A 13,772-nucleotide genomic window follows, 5' to 3' on the forward strand; every position below is an offset into this window, starting at 1 on the left:
AAACAGCGGCATCACCGCACCCCGGACACCCCGCCTTCCAGAAGCCCGAGTGGATCAGGCCGGGAGCCGTCGTGCCGGCTCGGTCGAACTCTCCGACGAGGGCGGGACGGGCGCGGGCGGGACGGGCGCGGCCGGGCGACGGAAGAGCAGCAGCATCAGGCAGCCGGCGATCAGCCCCCAGAACGCGCCTCCCACGCCGACCAGCGTCACCCCGGACGCGGTCACCACGAAGGTGACCACAGCGGCTTCCCGGCCCTCGGGGTCGGTCACCGCCGCCGCGAGCGCGGTGGCGAGCGCGCCCAGCAGGGCCAGCCCCGCGACGGCCTCGATGAGGATCGGCGGCGCGACCGCCACCAGGGCCGTGGCGACGCCCGCGCCCAGCCCGAGCAGGGCGAGCCCGACGCCGGCGGTGACCGAGGCGACCCACCGACGCTCCCGGTCGGGATGCGCGTCGGGGCCGGCGGCCAGCGCGGCGGTGATCGCCGCGAGGTTCACGGCGTGTCCGCCGGCGGGGGCGGCCAGCAGGCTGGCGAGCCCGGTGGCGCGCAGGGCCGCGCCGAACGGCGGACGGTAGCCGTAGCCGACCAGCACCGCCATGCCCGGTACGTTCTGCGCCGCCATCGTGACCAGGAACAGCGGAAGGGCCAAGCCGACCAGCGCGGACACGTTCCAGGCCGGCACGGTCACGGTGACCGACGGGATCAGCGCGGTGCCGCTCAGCCCGGCCGGGGGCGCGGTCAGCGCGAGCGCCACCACCGCCACCAGCAGCGCCCCGGGCACCGCCCAGCGGCGGGCGAACCGGTGCAGCAGCAGCCAGCCGACCACCACCGGACCGGCCACCAGGGGCAGCTCGACGAGCGCCCGGACCGGTGCGGTGCACAGGGGCAGCAGCACTCCGGCGAGCATCGCGCCGGCCACCGGCTTGGGGATGGCGGCCACCGCCCGGCTCAGCGGCGGGAAGAGACCGGCCGCGACGATCAGCAGCCCGGAGACGAGGAACGCGCCCACCGCGACCGGCCAACCTCCGGGCGGCGGCCCGGTCGCCACCAGCAGCGCCGCGCCCGGCGTCGACCAGGCGACGCTCATCGGGATGCGGTGCCGCCAACCCAGCCACACGGCGGCGAGCCCGCACGCCACGCAGAGGGCGAGCAGGCCGGAGGCGGCCTGCGCGTCCGACGCGCCGACCGCCCGGAGCCCGGCCAGCACGACGGTGAATGAGCTGGCGAAGCCGACCAGCGCGGTCACCACGCCGGCCAGCACCGGTTGCGCGCGTCCACCCATGTCACCACCCCCGGAGCGTTCCGTTTACGGAACGGCAGTGTGTAGCACCATAGTCGGATGCCGCAGCCACCACCAGCGGGCCGTCCCGGCCTCGACGTGGACCCCGTCGTCGTCGGTCGGCGCGTCCGCGCCCTGCGCGAGGAGCGGGGCATCTCGCTGTCCACACTGGCCCGGCTCGCCGGCATCGGGAAGGCGACCCTCTCCGGCCTGGAACACGGCACCCGCAACCCGACCCTGGAGACGCTCTGGGCGGTCACCGCGCAGCTCGGCGTACCGTTCACCGCCCTGCTGGCCGACCCGACCCCCGGGCCCGTCGTGCACGGCGCCGCCGTCACCGCCACCCTGCTGGAAGTGTTCACCGACACCGACGCGACCTACGAGCTGTACCGGATGCGCGTCGCACCGGGCGTCGTGCAGACGTCCCCCGCCCACCAGCCGGGCGTCACCGAACACATCACCGTCTTCGGCGGAGTGCTGCGGGCCGGCCCGGCCGACGCGCCACTGACCGCCCCGGCCGGCGGTCACCTCCGCTGGGTCTCCGACGTGCCGCACACGTACGCGGCGGTGGGCGACGAGGAGGTCGCCGCGAGCCTGCTGCTCCGCTACCCCCGCAACTGAACCCGGCTCAGTCCACCGGGGCGGGGACCGGCATCCGCCGGCGTACCGCCCAGAGCGCCACCTCGGTCCGCGACGCCGAGCCGGTCTTGCGCAGCAGGTTCGACACGTGCACGGTGACCGTCCGCACCGAGATGCCGAGCGCCTTCGCGACCTGCTTGTTCGACATACCGCTGACCAGGCAGCCCAGTACCTCGACCTCCCGGGCGGTCAACTCCACGTCGACCGCCTCGACCGGGCCGGGCGGCGTACGCGGCCCGGGTAACCGTCGCAGCAACGCGTCCGGCCCCTCCCCGGCGTACGCGGCCAGCAGCTCGGTCAACGCGTACGGATTGCCGCCGGTGTGTCGCCAGACCGAGGTGACCAGCCGGTCGGACGGCGGCGCACCCTCGTACACCTGGGTCAACACCTCGGCGACCTCGGCCGGGCGCAGCGGACCCAGATGCTGGCGGACGACGCCGCGTACCCCGCAGAGGCGGGCCAACGCGCGGCGGGTGAGGTCCGGGGCCACCGCGTCGGCGGCCGGCCGGCTGGCGACGATCAGCAGCGCCGGCAGCTCGGCCACGGTGGCCAGCTCACCGACCAGGTTGACGCTGGCCGGGTCGAGCGCGTGCAGATCGTCCACGACCAGCACCGCCGGGCCGGGGCCGACCAGCAACTGGACGGTACGGACGGCGAGGCGCAGCAGGGTGCCCGGCGCGTACCGTTCGCGCGGCGCGGTGGGCTGCTGGGCGAGCCACGCCAGCGCGTCCGGCGGCAGGGCGAGCGAGCCGGTGTCGCGGCCGGTGAGCACCGACGCCAACCAGTCGTACGGGGCCGGACCGTACACCCGGGCGGCCCCCGAGAGCACCACGGACGGACGCGGCGTGAGGGCATCCACGGCGGCGGCGACCAGCAGACTCTTGCCCACGCCGGCCGCGCCGGTGAGCACCGCGACGGTCGGCGCGCGACGCTCGGCGGCGGCCACGGACGACCACGCCCGGTCGAGCTCGGCGAGCTCGCCGGCGCGTCCGACCATGGACACCGGCATCATTTCTCAACCCTACGCAGTAGTGCGTAGAGACGAAGGCGGGGTGTTCTTGGCAAGCTGGCACCATGACGCTGATCCTCCGCTCGGCCATCCTCAACGACATCGGCCTGGTCCGCACCAACAACGAGGACTCGGCCCTCGCCGGTGACCGCCTGATCGCCGTCGCCGACGGCATGGGTGGCCTGCCCGCGGGCGAGGTGGCGAGCGAGATCGTGATCCGGATCCTGGACGAGTTGACCCCACCCACCGAACCGGACGCGGCCGCGGACGCCCTGCGTGCCGTGGTCAGCACCGCCAACCAGCGCATCCACGCCGCGATCACCGTGGACCCGGCGCGCGAGGGGATGGGCACCACGCTGACCACCGCGCTGCTGGCCGGCGAGACGCTGGTGCTGGCCCAGGTCGGTGACTCCCGCTGCTATCTGCTGCGCGACGGGGAGCTGACCCAGCTCACCCGGGACGACACGTTCGTGCAGGCGCTCGTCGACCAGGGCACCCTCTCCCCCGACCAGGCCCGGCACCACCCGCAGCGCTCCCTGGTGACCCGGGCCGTGCAGGGCGCGGACACGCCGCCGGCCGTCGGTGTGCTCACCGTGGCGCAGGGTGACCGGCTGCTGCTGTGCAGCGACGGGCTCTCCGACTACGTCGAGGACGACGCCATCGCGGCGGCGCTGGGCATGTACTCCGACCGCCAGCAGTGCGGGGAGCAGTTGGTGAAGCTGGCCCACCACGCCGGTGCTCCCGACAATGTCACGGTCGTCGTCTCGGACGTCACCACCCGCTGACCGATCCGGCCCGCTCGACGGTCCCATGGGGGCCGCCCGATCGGGCCCGGTCACCTCAACTAGGTGGTTGTGCCATCTAGGTTGCGGCACTAGTGTCCCGGCTGTGGATTCCGACCGGCGCGGGCAGTGGCTGCGGGGGGTGCTCGACATCTGCGTCCTGGCCCTGTTGGCCGAACGCGAGTCCTACGGCTACCAACTCGCCCAGGCGCTCGACGCGGCGGGCGTCGGGCCGATCCAGGGCGGCACGCTCTACCCCGTCCTGCTGCGCCTACAGAAGACCGGTCTGGTAACCGCCCAGTGGCGGGAGGGCACCGCCGGGCCGGCCCGCAAGTACTACCGGCTCACCGACGACGGGCAGGCGGCGCTGCGCGAGGGCGGCAGCGCCTGGCTCACCTTCGTGCGGCCGGTGAACGACATCGTCACGAAGGGGGTTGCCGGGTGAACGCCAACGACTGGCTCCGGACATTCGCCGCCGAGCTGCACCAGCGCCGGGTCGCGCCGGACGCCGCCCGGCACGTGGTCGCCGAGGCCGCCACACACCTGCGCGACTCCGGCGGTGATCCCTGGGTCGTCTTCGGTCCACCCCAGCAGTACGCGGGCGCGATCGTGGAGAGCATCGGCACCGCGCCCGGGCCACGCCCCGGACCGGTCCGGCTGCACGCGGCGGGCATCACCAAACGGTACGGCCGGCAGACGGTGCTGCGGGACGTCTCACTGACCGTCCGGGCCGGACAGATCGCGGCGGTGGTCGGCGCGAACGGCTGCGGCAAGAGCACCTTCCTACGGATCTGCGCCGGGCTGATGTCGCCCGACGCCGGCGAGGTGACCGTCAACGGCCGGCTCGGCTTCTGCCCGCAGTCCGGCGGCACCTCCGACTTCCTGCTCGCCGACGAGCACTTCGTGCTGGTCGGCGCCGGCCAGGGCATCGCCCGTGGACCGGCCCGCCGCGCCGGCCGGGCGGCGGCCCGAAAGCTCGGCTGGGAGGCGGGCGGCACCGTGCAGGCCCGGCACCTCTCCGGCGGCACACGGCAGAAGCTCAACCTGACCATCTCCACCCTCAGCGAGCCGGACGTCCTGTTGCTCGACGAGCCGTACCAGGGCTTCGACCAGGGCACCTACGTCAACTTCTGGGATCAGCTCAGCCGGTTGCGGGACGGGGGCGCGGCGATCGTCGTGGTGACCCACCTCCTGAACCAACTCGACCGGGTGGACACCGTGCTCGACCTGACCCCGGCACACCAGTCCGGGCGGGTCGCGCCCGGTGTTCGAGGAGGCCGCCCGTGAACAGGCTCGTCACCGTCGCCGAGATGACGCTACGGGAGCTGCTGCGGCGTCGGGGCGTACTCCTGTTGCTGTTGTTGATGCCGTTGACCTTCTACCTGATCCGGCGGGACGCGTACCTCGGTCAGTCGGTCCGGTCGCTGCTGCTCGGCGTCTGCTGGGCGGTGAGCACCGCGGCGCTCTTCGCGACCACCGCGGCGCGGGAGTTGGAGCCGAGGCTTCGACTGGCCGGCTATCGTCCGCACCACCTCTACCTGGGCCGGATGCTCGGCCTGTGGGCGGTGGGGCTCGTCATCTCCGTACCCTTCTTCCTCCTGCCGATGCTCGACGGCGCGGACCTGCGCTACGGCGGCCTGGTCGCGGCGCTGCTGTGCTGCGTCGCGGTGGCCGCGCCGTTCGGGGTGCTGATCGGCACGCTGCTGCCCCGCGAGATGGAGGGCACGCTGCTGCTGCTCACGGTGGTGACCGTGCAGATGCTCATCGACCCGGCCGAGTCGGGGGCGAGGTTGACGCCGTTCTGGTCGAGCCGGGAGATCGCGACCTGGGCGGTGGACCACACCGACGACGGTTACCTGACCCGGGGTGTGCTGCACGGCCTCATCGTCACCGCCCTGCTGGTCGTGGGCGTGGCCACCGTGGCCAGTGTGCGGCTGCGCCGCCGCCGGCACCTGCGCCACCTACCCGTCGGCTGAGCGGATCTGGTCAATCCGGTTGCTGTCGCAGGCCGTGCGGGTTGAGATGAGCGGATGACCATCCGCCGGGTGACCGCCGACGACCGTCTCACCACCAGCTTCCCGCTGGCCGCGTACGCGTTCGACTCGTCACCGCTGGGCGCCGCGCGGGTCGAGCAGTTCCGTGACTACCTGCCCTACAACGAGGGCAACACGACGCTCACCGTCGAGGAGGACGGCGTCACGCTGGCCGCCGCCTCGGCCATCCCGATGCGGCAGAACCTGCGCGGGGTGGTGCTGCCGATGGCCGGCGTCGCCAGTGTGGCCACCCATCCGCTGGCCCGCCGGCAGGGGCACGTACGGACGCTGCTGCACCAACTGCTCGACGAGATGCGCGACGAGGGGCACGCGCTCAGCGCGCTCTACCCGTTCCGACCCAGCTTCTACGCCCGGTTCGGCTATGTGGGGCTCCCCAAGCCGCGCACGGTCACCTTCACCCCGGCCGACCTCGGGCCGCTGCTGCGCGCCGAACTCCCCGGCGAGGTGGGCTGGGAGCGGATCGGGGCGGGCTACCCGGCGTGGCGCGCGTTCACCGAGCGCTGCCTGCGGGACCGGCACGGCTTCTCGGTCTTCCCGGACTACCGGGCGGTCGGGCTGCGGGACCGCGACGAGCACTGGCTGCTCACCGCCCGGGTGGACGGCGAGGTCACCGGCGCGGTCACCTACCGGATCGACGAGCACGGCGGCACGCTGCACGGCAACGAACTGCTCGCCACCGACCCGCTCGCCCGGATGCTGCTGTTGCAGTTCCTCGCCCGGCACGTCGACCAGGTCGGACGGGTCAGCGTCCAGGTGCCGCCGGACGAGCTGCCCGAGCTGTGGCTCACCGACCTGGACGTGCACGTCGAGGCGCGGGCGGGCCGCCCCGGGGCGTCCGCGCCGATGGCCCGGCTCCTGTCGCTGGACGCGCTGCGCGGGCTGCCCGCCGGGCCGGGTCGGGTCCGCGTCGAACTGACCGACGACCGGTGGCTGGCCGGCACCCACCTGCTGGACGGCACGACCGGCAACCTGGAGATCGTTGCCGGCGACCGCGGCCCGGCGCCGACCGCGACGCTCACCGCGGCCGGGCTCTCCGCTCTGGCGTACGGGGTGCTGGATCCGTCCGAGCTGCCGTTGCGAGGGCTGGGCGAGGTGCCGTTCGACGCCGCCGCCGAGCTGCGCGGCATCTTTCCGCGCGCGGTCCCGTACCTCTTCGCCGACTTCTGAGCACGGTTTGCCGCCCCCACCACCCGGGGTACGGTCCCGGGAATGCCGGAGTGGTTGCAGGCGGGCGGATGGGGACTGCTGGCCGGGTCGGCGCTGCTGATCGGAGCAGCGGTCGGCTGGTTCGCGCGGGTGCCCCAGCGGCTCATCGCGTCGGTCATGGCGTTCGGCGCGGGCGTGCTGCTCTCCGCCGTCTCGTACGAGCTGATCGAGGTCGCGCACGACCAGGGCGGGATGCTGCCCACGGTGATCGGCGCGGCCGGCGGCACGTGCGCGTACACCCTCGCCAACGTGGGCCTCGCCCGGCGCGGCGCGCGACACCGCAAGCGCTCGGGCGGTCAGCAGCCCTCCGAGGGCGAGCAACCCGGCTCCGGGTCGGCCATCGCCGTGGGGGCGCTGCTGGACGGCGTACCCGAATCGGTCGTGATCGGCGCGAGCCTGCTGGCCGGCGGCGCGGTCAGCCTGGTCACGGTCGTGGCGGTGTTCCTCAGCAACATCCCGGAGGGGCTGTCCAGCGCGGCCGGCATGCGCCAGGCCGGCCGGACCCGCCGGTACGTGTTCCTGCTCTGGACCGGGATCGCGCTGATCAGCGGGCTCGCCGCGCTGGTCGGTAACACGCTGCTGGGTGGCGCGCCACCGGAGGTGCTGGCGGCCATCACGGCGTTGGCGGCCGGGGCGATCCTCGCCATGATCACCGACACGATGGTCCCGGAGGCGTTCGAGAACGCCCACCTGCTGGTCGGTCTCATCACGGTCGCCGGCTTCCTGACCGCGTTCGCCCTCTCCCACGCCTGACCGCGGGTCGAGCCTTAGCCAGGGGTTAAACCTGGCCCGGCGGATTCGGCGGCGCGGCGTCGCGACTCCTAGAGTCACGGGGTGCGCATGACGTCGCTTGCCGCCCTGCTCGTCCTCGGTGTCGCCACCGCGACCCTGCCCGCGTGCGCGTCCGACGCGCCGACGCCGAACGCCACGCCGCCCGCCTCGCCGCAGGCCGTGGCGACCGGCGACCAGGACGTCGTGCCGGCGGGACGCGACGGCCTCGGCGGTCCGGGGGCCAGCGCCAGCCCGAAGCCGACCACTTCGGCAGCCAAGGTGCTTGCGGCCGGCAACCCGAACGGCCACGCGAGCGTGCCCACCGAGGCCCGTGCCGTGGACACCTCGAAGCCGACCCGGACCGTCGGCACCGGCACCCCGGCGAGCTGCACCTCCGCGGCCGTGGTGAAGGCGGTCGCCGCCGGTGGCGTCATCACGTTCGACTGTGGACCGGCCCCGGTGACGATCAAGATGGCCGCGACGGCGAAGGTCCGCAACGCCAACGGGCCGAAGGTCGTGCTGGACGGCGGCGGCAAGGTCACGCTGAGCGGCCAGGGACAGCGCCGCATCCTCTACCTGAACACCTGCGACGAGGCCCAGGGCTGGACCACCTCGCACTGCCAGAACCAGGACCACCCGCAGCTCACCGTGCAGAACCTGACCTTCGCCGACGGCAACTCCACGGGCGACCGGGCCGAGGGTGGCGGCGGGGGCGCGATCTTCGTCCGCGGCGGGCGGCTCAAGATCGTCAACTCACGCTTCGTTCGGAACCGCTGCGACCGTACCGGCCCGGACCTGGGCGGCGCGGCCGTGCGGGTGCTGAGCCAGTACGAGAACAAGCCGGTGTACGTCGTGAGCAGCACCTTCGACGGCGGCTCCTGCTCGAACGGAGGGGCGCTGAGCAGCATTGGCGTGTCGTGGACGGTGCTGAACAGCCTGCTGCGGAACAACGAGGCCATCGGCAACGGCGCCAACCCGGCCAAGTCGGGGACGCCCGGCGGTGGCAGCGGCGGCGCGATCTACTGCGACGGCAACGAGTTCGCCGTCCGCATCGCCGGCACGATCATCGAGAACAACAGGGCCAACGAGGGCGGCGGCGCGATCTTCTTCGTCAGCAACAACCGCACCGGCACCATGAAGATCGAGAACTCGACCCTGCGCCGCAACCCCAGCGGCAAGTTCGAGACCCCCGGCCACCCCGGCATCTTCTTCCTAGGCGCGGCGCTCACCTGACCCCCCTTCTGGTCTTCTGGCCCGGTGATCAAGAGGTTTGCGTCAGATTTCGTCCGTCTGGTGACGCGAACCTCTTGATCACCTCAGTAGGGGTTTCCTTGGCCTGGGGGACGGCCCGCCAGGAGGCCGGTGGGGCGGCCGGGCTGCCGGGATGCGGCGGACAGGGGCGGGCTGGGGGTGTGTTCGCCACCGGCCATGCCGGCGAACAGCTCCTTCAGCGCGGTCAACGCGTCGATCTTGGGAGTCCAGCCCAACTCGGTCTCCGCCCGCTCGCTGGACATCAGCGGCGCGTTCAGCCCCAGCTCCACCCAGCCCGCGTCGACCGGTTGCAGCCGCGCCCGCCACGTCAGCGCCGCCGCCACCCGCAGCACCGGCGCCGCGACCGGCACCGTCCAACCATGGAAGTGCCGAGCCACCAGCTCCGGCGTCAGCACCGGGTCTGCGGCGACATTGAAAGCGCCGCGGGCATCACCCAGAACCGCCCTGGCGTACGCGTCAGCCACATCGTCGGCATGCACCGCCTGCATCCGCAGCCGCCGGTTCGTGGGTACGAGAGGAATCCGACCGAAGCGCAGCAGTCGTACCGGCGCGAACGGGCCGAGAAAGTACCGGGTGATCTCCACGCCGGCGTCCCTCTGGAAGATCAGACCGGGTCGCAGCCGCACCACCCGCAGGGCCGGGTGCTCCCGCTCCAACCCGTTCAGCAGCGCCTCGACCTCGGCCTTGTGCTCGCTGTACGACGAGCCGGACACTCCGGTGGCCGGCCACCGCTCGCTGATCGGGTGGTCCTTCGGGCCGGGCGCGTACGTGCCGACCGACGACGCGTACACCAGCGCCGGCACCCCGGCCCGCGCCACCGCCTCGAACACCGCCCGGCTGCCGTCGACGTTTGTCCGCCGCAGGATCCGTTGATCGTGACTGGGCTGGATCTGCCAGGCCAGGTGGACCACCGCGTCCGCGCCCTCGAAGATCTCCGCCAACTGAGCCGGGGCAGCCGGCGCACCGATGTCGCAGGAGTGCCATTCGACCTGGTCGTACGGCGTACCGGCATCCGGTCCGGGCAGCCGCCGGGCCACCCCGGCCAGCTCCACACCGCGCTCCCGGCGCAGCCGCCGCAGCACCGCCGTACCGACGTTGCCGCTCGCCCCCACCACCACGATCCGCATGCCCGACCCCGTACCCGCCCAGGACCAGCTCAACCACCGTGTGTCCCGCCGCGGCCTTCTTGATCGACTCAATTTCCCGAAAACCGGGGCGTCCCGGCCACTCGGATACCCCGACTTCCCGGACGGCGAGTCGATCAAGGGCGAGGTGCTCTGACGAGGCATCGACGGCCGGCCGGAAGCCGAGAGCCGGCATCGCTGACTGTCAGGTAACCTGAGCGCGCGGGCCGCTAGCTCAATGGCAGAGCTGTGGACTTTTAATCCATAGGCGCGGTCGCGCGTCATAGACACTCGTCGAAATTATGGCCGGGTTCACCTGCGGCTTCTCACGTGTAGACGCGATGGCCCACATCCTATGTGGGCTGGCGCCCATCGCGGGGTGCTCGCCTGATCGTGCCGTCGGATGTGGCCGAGACAGCGCTGAGGATGAGCCCTGAGACGCTGGCGAGCTCATGGCACTAGGTTGCCCAACCGGCAACCCGTACGTCTCACGCCGACTATGCAACTAGGCCGTGACCTCATCGTCGTTCAGTCGTTTCCTGTTAGGGGAACGACTGGCTTGGATGAGGTCTGAATGACGCGGCAGCAAGACGGTGTGCGGGTGGGAGTGGGTGTCGTCGGGCAGCGGTCCGTGCCCGACGTGAGCTTTAACGAGAGCCGCTCGCACGGCGAGCACGCTCTTGCGGAACTCAGGTCATCTGGTCGAGCTGGCCCTGCCACAGTGGAGTTGCTGGTGCGGCTTGGTCGGCAATTTGTGCGCTCGCACAGCTTCCCCCCACCCGACGGCTACTCGACGTGGAACGACGAGGCGGTCGAGAATCTGCTTGCGGATATGTTCAGTCGACCGGGCTCGGGGCATAAGTTCGTTCTGACCTGTTACGTGAAGGCAACCGACGGGCAGTCGCTCGAGCGCTTGCTACTGGCAGCGATTCGAAACTTCCTTATTGACCAAGCAAAGGGCACCGAGCGCGGCAAACTTCGGCGCAGGCTAGAGACCCTCCTGAGCGGAGATGATCGATTCACTCGAAGCCAGACACCACTGCGCTGGATCTTGGCGGGATGCCCCGACAGGCCATGGCAGGGTGACCGCCAGGTCCTCGCGCAGGCCACGATGGCGGTGCGTGGCCTCACCCTCGGCCGCTTGCCCGAATCAGGACCCACACCACGCGAAGCAAGGATGGCGATCCTTGCGGTAGCGCAGGCAGCCTTGACGGATGCCGCAGGATCCGTCGCGATCGAGGATCTAGCATGGCTCGTCGAGCAGCGGTTTGCGCTGCTCCGGCCTCCTGTCTTTACCCCGCTCGAGACGGACAACGTCTGGCTGCACGGTGCCGAGTTGCACGAGGCCGGTTCTTCGAGTGACATCGAAGCCGATAAGGTCGAGCTGCTGTGGAGAGGACTTTCTGCCAACGAGCGGCTCCTGCTGCCGCACCTCGCTGAGCCGCGCCGATGGTCCGGCCTCTTGGGCCTCGGCGTAGCAACGGCGACTGCGGTTGGGCATGCCCTGGCGGCAAAGCTGCGCGACGCAACCGTAGATGATGCAGCGCGGGACGAACTGCTTCTTCGGCTAGCAGAGCGATGCCGCGCCGAGTTGCCTGACGGTTAGGTCGTCCGGATATGTCGAGGCTAGAAGTGCCTGATTGGGCGAAAGAGGTGTCTGCCATGGCCGCCCACGAGAGTATCGCTCGGGCCCGCTTGCTCGAAGCGTTGTCGCATGACCGGGTTCCAGACCCGGTTCTCCAGATATTCAACGGGAGGCCGGGGCCCCCTCGTCCCGGCCAGCTCTGGCGCGCGCGCTGGGCGGATGTCACCGAGTTGGTGCTGTTGCTACATGTCGATGCCAGCGAGGTGGATGCCGCTCCGGCTTCGCTGGAGGACGCGTTCGGTGATGTCGACACCGTCGTACTGCCCCCCACACTCACAACCCTCAACAGCCCGATCGCTGTTTGGGCTGGGGCATCTCGCAACGTGCCCGTGTGTGCCCTCGACCGTCAGATCGGCGACACAAGGCTTGATCCGACCCTCAATTTGGTCGAATGGGCCACCGCAAATGGGGCGGTCCGGGGAAGGCGAGTGATCGGCGCTATCGATCCGCTCGCTGAATTTCGCGGCCGGCTTCTAGATGCGATGACGACTCTGGAGGAAGCAACGTGGGCACCGGCAGGAACAGGACGATTAAGTCACTTGATCGCGGCTGCAGGGGTCACCATAAGCGACTTGATACAGCAACTTGGCGTGGCCCCGCAGCGAGCCTTGGCGATTCGCCGAGGCCAGGCCGCAGCCAGCGAGAGGGAAGCGCGAGGGCTCGCGGCCATGCTCAGCTTGACCGTAGCGGAGATCTTGAACGCCAACCCGTCGTTACCGCCGGACTTGGTGCAGGCATTGAGCATGCCGCGCTGTAGGGAAAATGTCTCGCGCCTTGCGCTCGAGTGGGGTTGTGACGAACGTGATGTGTGGCAGGTCGCCGCGTTCGGAGTATACGAGTTGGCCGCCCGGCAGACGGGTGGCGTAGCCCAGCCCGCGTGGGCCGAGCGCATCGACAGATATTTTTCGATGGTGCTGGAGTAGCAGTGATTCAGATGTCGCGAGACCTCGCGGCGCTTCAAGCCCGTACGATGCTCGACGAGTTGGAACAGCTGCGACACGGCGCTGCCGACCTTCTGCGGCAGGACACCTTGGCGGAGCTGGCAACCTGGCCCGACATCACCGTCCGACTCGGCGCCGACATCGAGGTTGAGCAGGATCTGAATGTGCCGCGATGCAGTGTGGCGGGCGCCTACTTTGCAGGGACGGGACCAGCGGTACTGGCGATCGCCCGATCCACTAGCCGGAGACGCCAGGCGTTCACCGGCCTGCACGAATTGGGGCACCATCTGCAACGCACCCAAATCGGCCTGATGGAACTGCTTCTGAAACAGGCTGACGGGGGATTGGCGCTAGAAGACGCCGCGTGTGACGCCTTCGCAGCGGAGGTCCTGCTGCCGGACCGTCTCGTCAATGTCCACATCGGGCCCCAGGGGCCCTCTGGACAGAGTGTTGCTGACCTGTGGGCGGCAGGGTCAGCGTCGAGGGCCGCAGTGTGTGTGCGGGCGAGCCAGCGACTCACCGCTCCTGGACACGTCGTCCTCCTTGACAAGGTGGGAAAGGTGTCCTTCGCGGCAAGCAACGGACTGCCTCCGGTTCGCCGCGGCACCGATCAGTCCTCGGCGGCTGTCGTTCGAGACGCATTGCCTCGCCCCTCCGGCCGGGCCACTGGTCGAACCCGCCTTTTATACCGCGATGGGATTCTCGGTGAGGAACTACACGCCCAGGTCGTGCCGATGGACGGGTTCCTCGTCGCTGTCGCCGTCGTAGACAACGCCCCGTGGGAGACCTTCTCACTCTCGTCCCCTGATGCTGGCCCGACTGCGACGTTGTGGACCTGCAGCTACCCCGAGTGCGGTCACGAGTTCCCGGCCTTTGCAACCCGATGCGAGCGCTGCCGCGAACCAGCCTGCCCGGCCTGCGAGCGATGTGCCTGCGCCCCGGCCGTCACCGAGCGCCGATGCGACGCGTGCTTTCTATCCCTGCCCAGCCGCGCGTTCACTGGTCCGGCGGACCGCTGCGTCAGCTGCTCCTGACCAACCCTCGCGTCGCC

At 71.0% G+C, this 13,772-nt stretch carries 14 protein-coding genes; 11 read left to right on the forward strand and 3 right to left on the reverse strand.

The annotated features are described in order from the left end of the window. Positions 1-54: 54 nt before the first annotated feature. Entirely contained in the window at positions 55-1,281 is a 1,227-nt protein-coding gene (locus AB0I89_RS30500) for a benzoate/H(+) symporter BenE family transporter (RefSeq protein ID WP_357133787.1), read from the reverse strand. A gap of 57 nt (positions 1,282-1,338) precedes the next feature. On the opposite strand from AB0I89_RS30500, the gene AB0I89_RS30505 reads away from it, so the two are divergent. Further along, entirely contained in the window at positions 1,339-1,899 is a 561-nt protein-coding gene (locus AB0I89_RS30505; protein WP_357133789.1) for an XRE family transcriptional regulator, read from the forward strand. A gap of 7 nt (positions 1,900-1,906) precedes the next feature. Here AB0I89_RS30505 and AB0I89_RS30510 read toward each other — a convergent pair whose 3' ends face one another. After that, on the reverse strand, positions 1,907-2,929 hold the full coding sequence (locus tag AB0I89_RS30510; RefSeq protein ID WP_357133791.1) for an AAA family ATPase: 1,023 nt from the start codon (positions 2,927-2,929) through the stop codon (positions 1,907-1,909). Between the two features lie 62 nt (positions 2,930-2,991). Between AB0I89_RS30510 and AB0I89_RS30515 the strand changes: the two genes are divergently transcribed. The 7 genes from AB0I89_RS30515 to AB0I89_RS30545 all read left to right on the forward strand — a co-directional run bounded on the left by AB0I89_RS30515 (position 2,992) and on the right by AB0I89_RS30545 (position 8,972). Next, positions 2,992-3,711, forward strand: a complete 720-nt coding sequence (locus tag AB0I89_RS30515; RefSeq protein WP_357133793.1) for a protein phosphatase 2C domain-containing protein — start codon at positions 2,992-2,994, stop codon at positions 3,709-3,711. A 103-nt stretch (positions 3,712-3,814) separates the two neighbouring features. Further along, positions 3,815-4,153 (forward strand): PadR family transcriptional regulator, encoded by a 339-nt coding sequence (locus AB0I89_RS30520; RefSeq protein ID WP_357133795.1) that lies wholly within the window; start codon positions 3,815-3,817, stop codon positions 4,151-4,153. Further along, complete coding sequence (locus tag AB0I89_RS30525; RefSeq protein ID WP_357133797.1) at positions 4,150-4,995, forward strand: ATP-binding cassette domain-containing protein; 846 nt, start codon at positions 4,150-4,152, stop codon at positions 4,993-4,995. The genes AB0I89_RS30520 and AB0I89_RS30525 overlap by 4 nt, the downstream gene beginning before the upstream one ends. Next, positions 4,992-5,684, forward strand: coding sequence for an ABC transporter permease (locus tag AB0I89_RS30530; RefSeq protein WP_357133799.1), 693 nt, complete (start codon positions 4,992-4,994; stop codon positions 5,682-5,684). The genes AB0I89_RS30525 and AB0I89_RS30530 overlap by 4 nt, the downstream gene beginning before the upstream one ends. A gap of 54 nt (positions 5,685-5,738) precedes the next feature. Continuing rightward, entirely contained in the window at positions 5,739-6,929 is a 1,191-nt protein-coding gene (locus AB0I89_RS30535) for a GNAT family N-acetyltransferase (RefSeq protein WP_357133801.1), read from the forward strand. A gap of 42 nt (positions 6,930-6,971) precedes the next feature. Beyond that, on the forward strand, positions 6,972-7,721 hold the full coding sequence (locus AB0I89_RS30540; protein WP_357133803.1) for a ZIP family zinc transporter: 750 nt from the start codon (positions 6,972-6,974) through the stop codon (positions 7,719-7,721). Positions 7,722-7,808: 87 nt separating this feature from the next. Next, a complete protein-coding gene (locus AB0I89_RS30545) occupies positions 7,809-8,972 on the forward strand; it encodes a hypothetical protein (protein ID WP_357133849.1) in 1,164 nt (387 codons plus the stop codon). A gap of 83 nt (positions 8,973-9,055) precedes the next feature. Here AB0I89_RS30545 and AB0I89_RS30550 read toward each other — a convergent pair whose 3' ends face one another. Then, complete coding sequence (locus AB0I89_RS30550) at positions 9,056-10,138, reverse strand: NAD-dependent epimerase/dehydratase family protein (protein ID WP_357133805.1); 1,083 nt, start codon at positions 10,136-10,138, stop codon at positions 9,056-9,058. 718 nt (positions 10,139-10,856) lie between these two features. On the opposite strand from AB0I89_RS30550, the gene AB0I89_RS30555 reads away from it, so the two are divergent. From AB0I89_RS30555 to AB0I89_RS30565, 3 genes are read left to right on the forward strand one after another with little or no spacing between them, the layout of a single operon-like run. After that, positions 10,857-11,741 (forward strand): hypothetical protein, encoded by an 885-nt coding sequence (locus tag AB0I89_RS30555; RefSeq protein WP_357133807.1) that lies wholly within the window; start codon positions 10,857-10,859, stop codon positions 11,739-11,741. Positions 11,742-11,797: 56 nt separating this feature from the next. Continuing rightward, the gene (locus tag AB0I89_RS30560; RefSeq protein ID WP_357133809.1) at positions 11,798-12,703 is read left to right on the forward strand and encodes a hypothetical protein; all 906 of its coding nucleotides are present in this window, start codon (positions 11,798-11,800) and stop codon (positions 12,701-12,703) included. 47 nt (positions 12,704-12,750) lie between these two features. Then, positions 12,751-13,755 carry an ImmA/IrrE family metallo-endopeptidase gene (locus AB0I89_RS30565; RefSeq protein WP_357133811.1) on the forward strand — a complete coding sequence of 335 codons (1,005 nt, stop codon included), beginning with the start codon at positions 12,751-12,753 and terminating at the stop codon, positions 13,753-13,755. Positions 13,756-13,772 lie beyond the last annotated feature (17 nt).

This window comes from Micromonospora sp. NPDC049801 (genome assembly GCF_040656575.1).
Taxonomy (GTDB): Bacteria; Actinomycetota; Actinomycetes; order Mycobacteriales; family Micromonosporaceae; genus Micromonospora.

Excerpts from the sequence above, each read along its gene's own strand:
- AB0I89_RS30510 (WP_357133791.1), bottom strand. The coding sequence starts at position 2,929 with ATGATGCCGGTGTCCATGGTCGGACGCGCCGGCGAGCTCGCCGAGCTC.
- AB0I89_RS30535 (WP_357133801.1), top strand. The coding sequence starts at position 5,739 with ATGACCATCCGCCGGGTGACCGCCGACGACCGTCTCACCACCAGCTTC.
- AB0I89_RS30560 (WP_357133809.1), top strand. The coding sequence starts at position 11,798 with ATGGCCGCCCACGAGAGTATCGCTCGGGCCCGCTTGCTCGAAGCGTTG.
- AB0I89_RS30515 (WP_357133793.1), top strand. The coding sequence starts at position 2,992 with ATGACGCTGATCCTCCGCTCGGCCATCCTCAACGACATCGGCCTGGTC.
- AB0I89_RS30565 (WP_357133811.1), top strand. The coding sequence starts at position 12,751 with ATGCTCGACGAGTTGGAACAGCTGCGACACGGCGCTGCCGACCTTCTG.
- AB0I89_RS30540 (WP_357133803.1), top strand. The coding sequence starts at position 6,972 with ATGCCGGAGTGGTTGCAGGCGGGCGGATGGGGACTGCTGGCCGGGTCG.
- AB0I89_RS30550 (WP_357133805.1), bottom strand. The coding sequence starts at position 10,138 with ATGCGGATCGTGGTGGTGGGGGCGAGCGGCAACGTCGGTACGGCGGTG.
- AB0I89_RS30505 (WP_357133789.1), top strand. The coding sequence starts at position 1,339 with ATGCCGCAGCCACCACCAGCGGGCCGTCCCGGCCTCGACGTGGACCCC.
- AB0I89_RS30545 (WP_357133849.1), top strand. The coding sequence starts at position 7,809 with ATGACGTCGCTTGCCGCCCTGCTCGTCCTCGGTGTCGCCACCGCGACC.
- AB0I89_RS30500 (WP_357133787.1), bottom strand. The coding sequence starts at position 1,281 with ATGGGTGGACGCGCGCAACCGGTGCTGGCCGGCGTGGTGACCGCGCTG.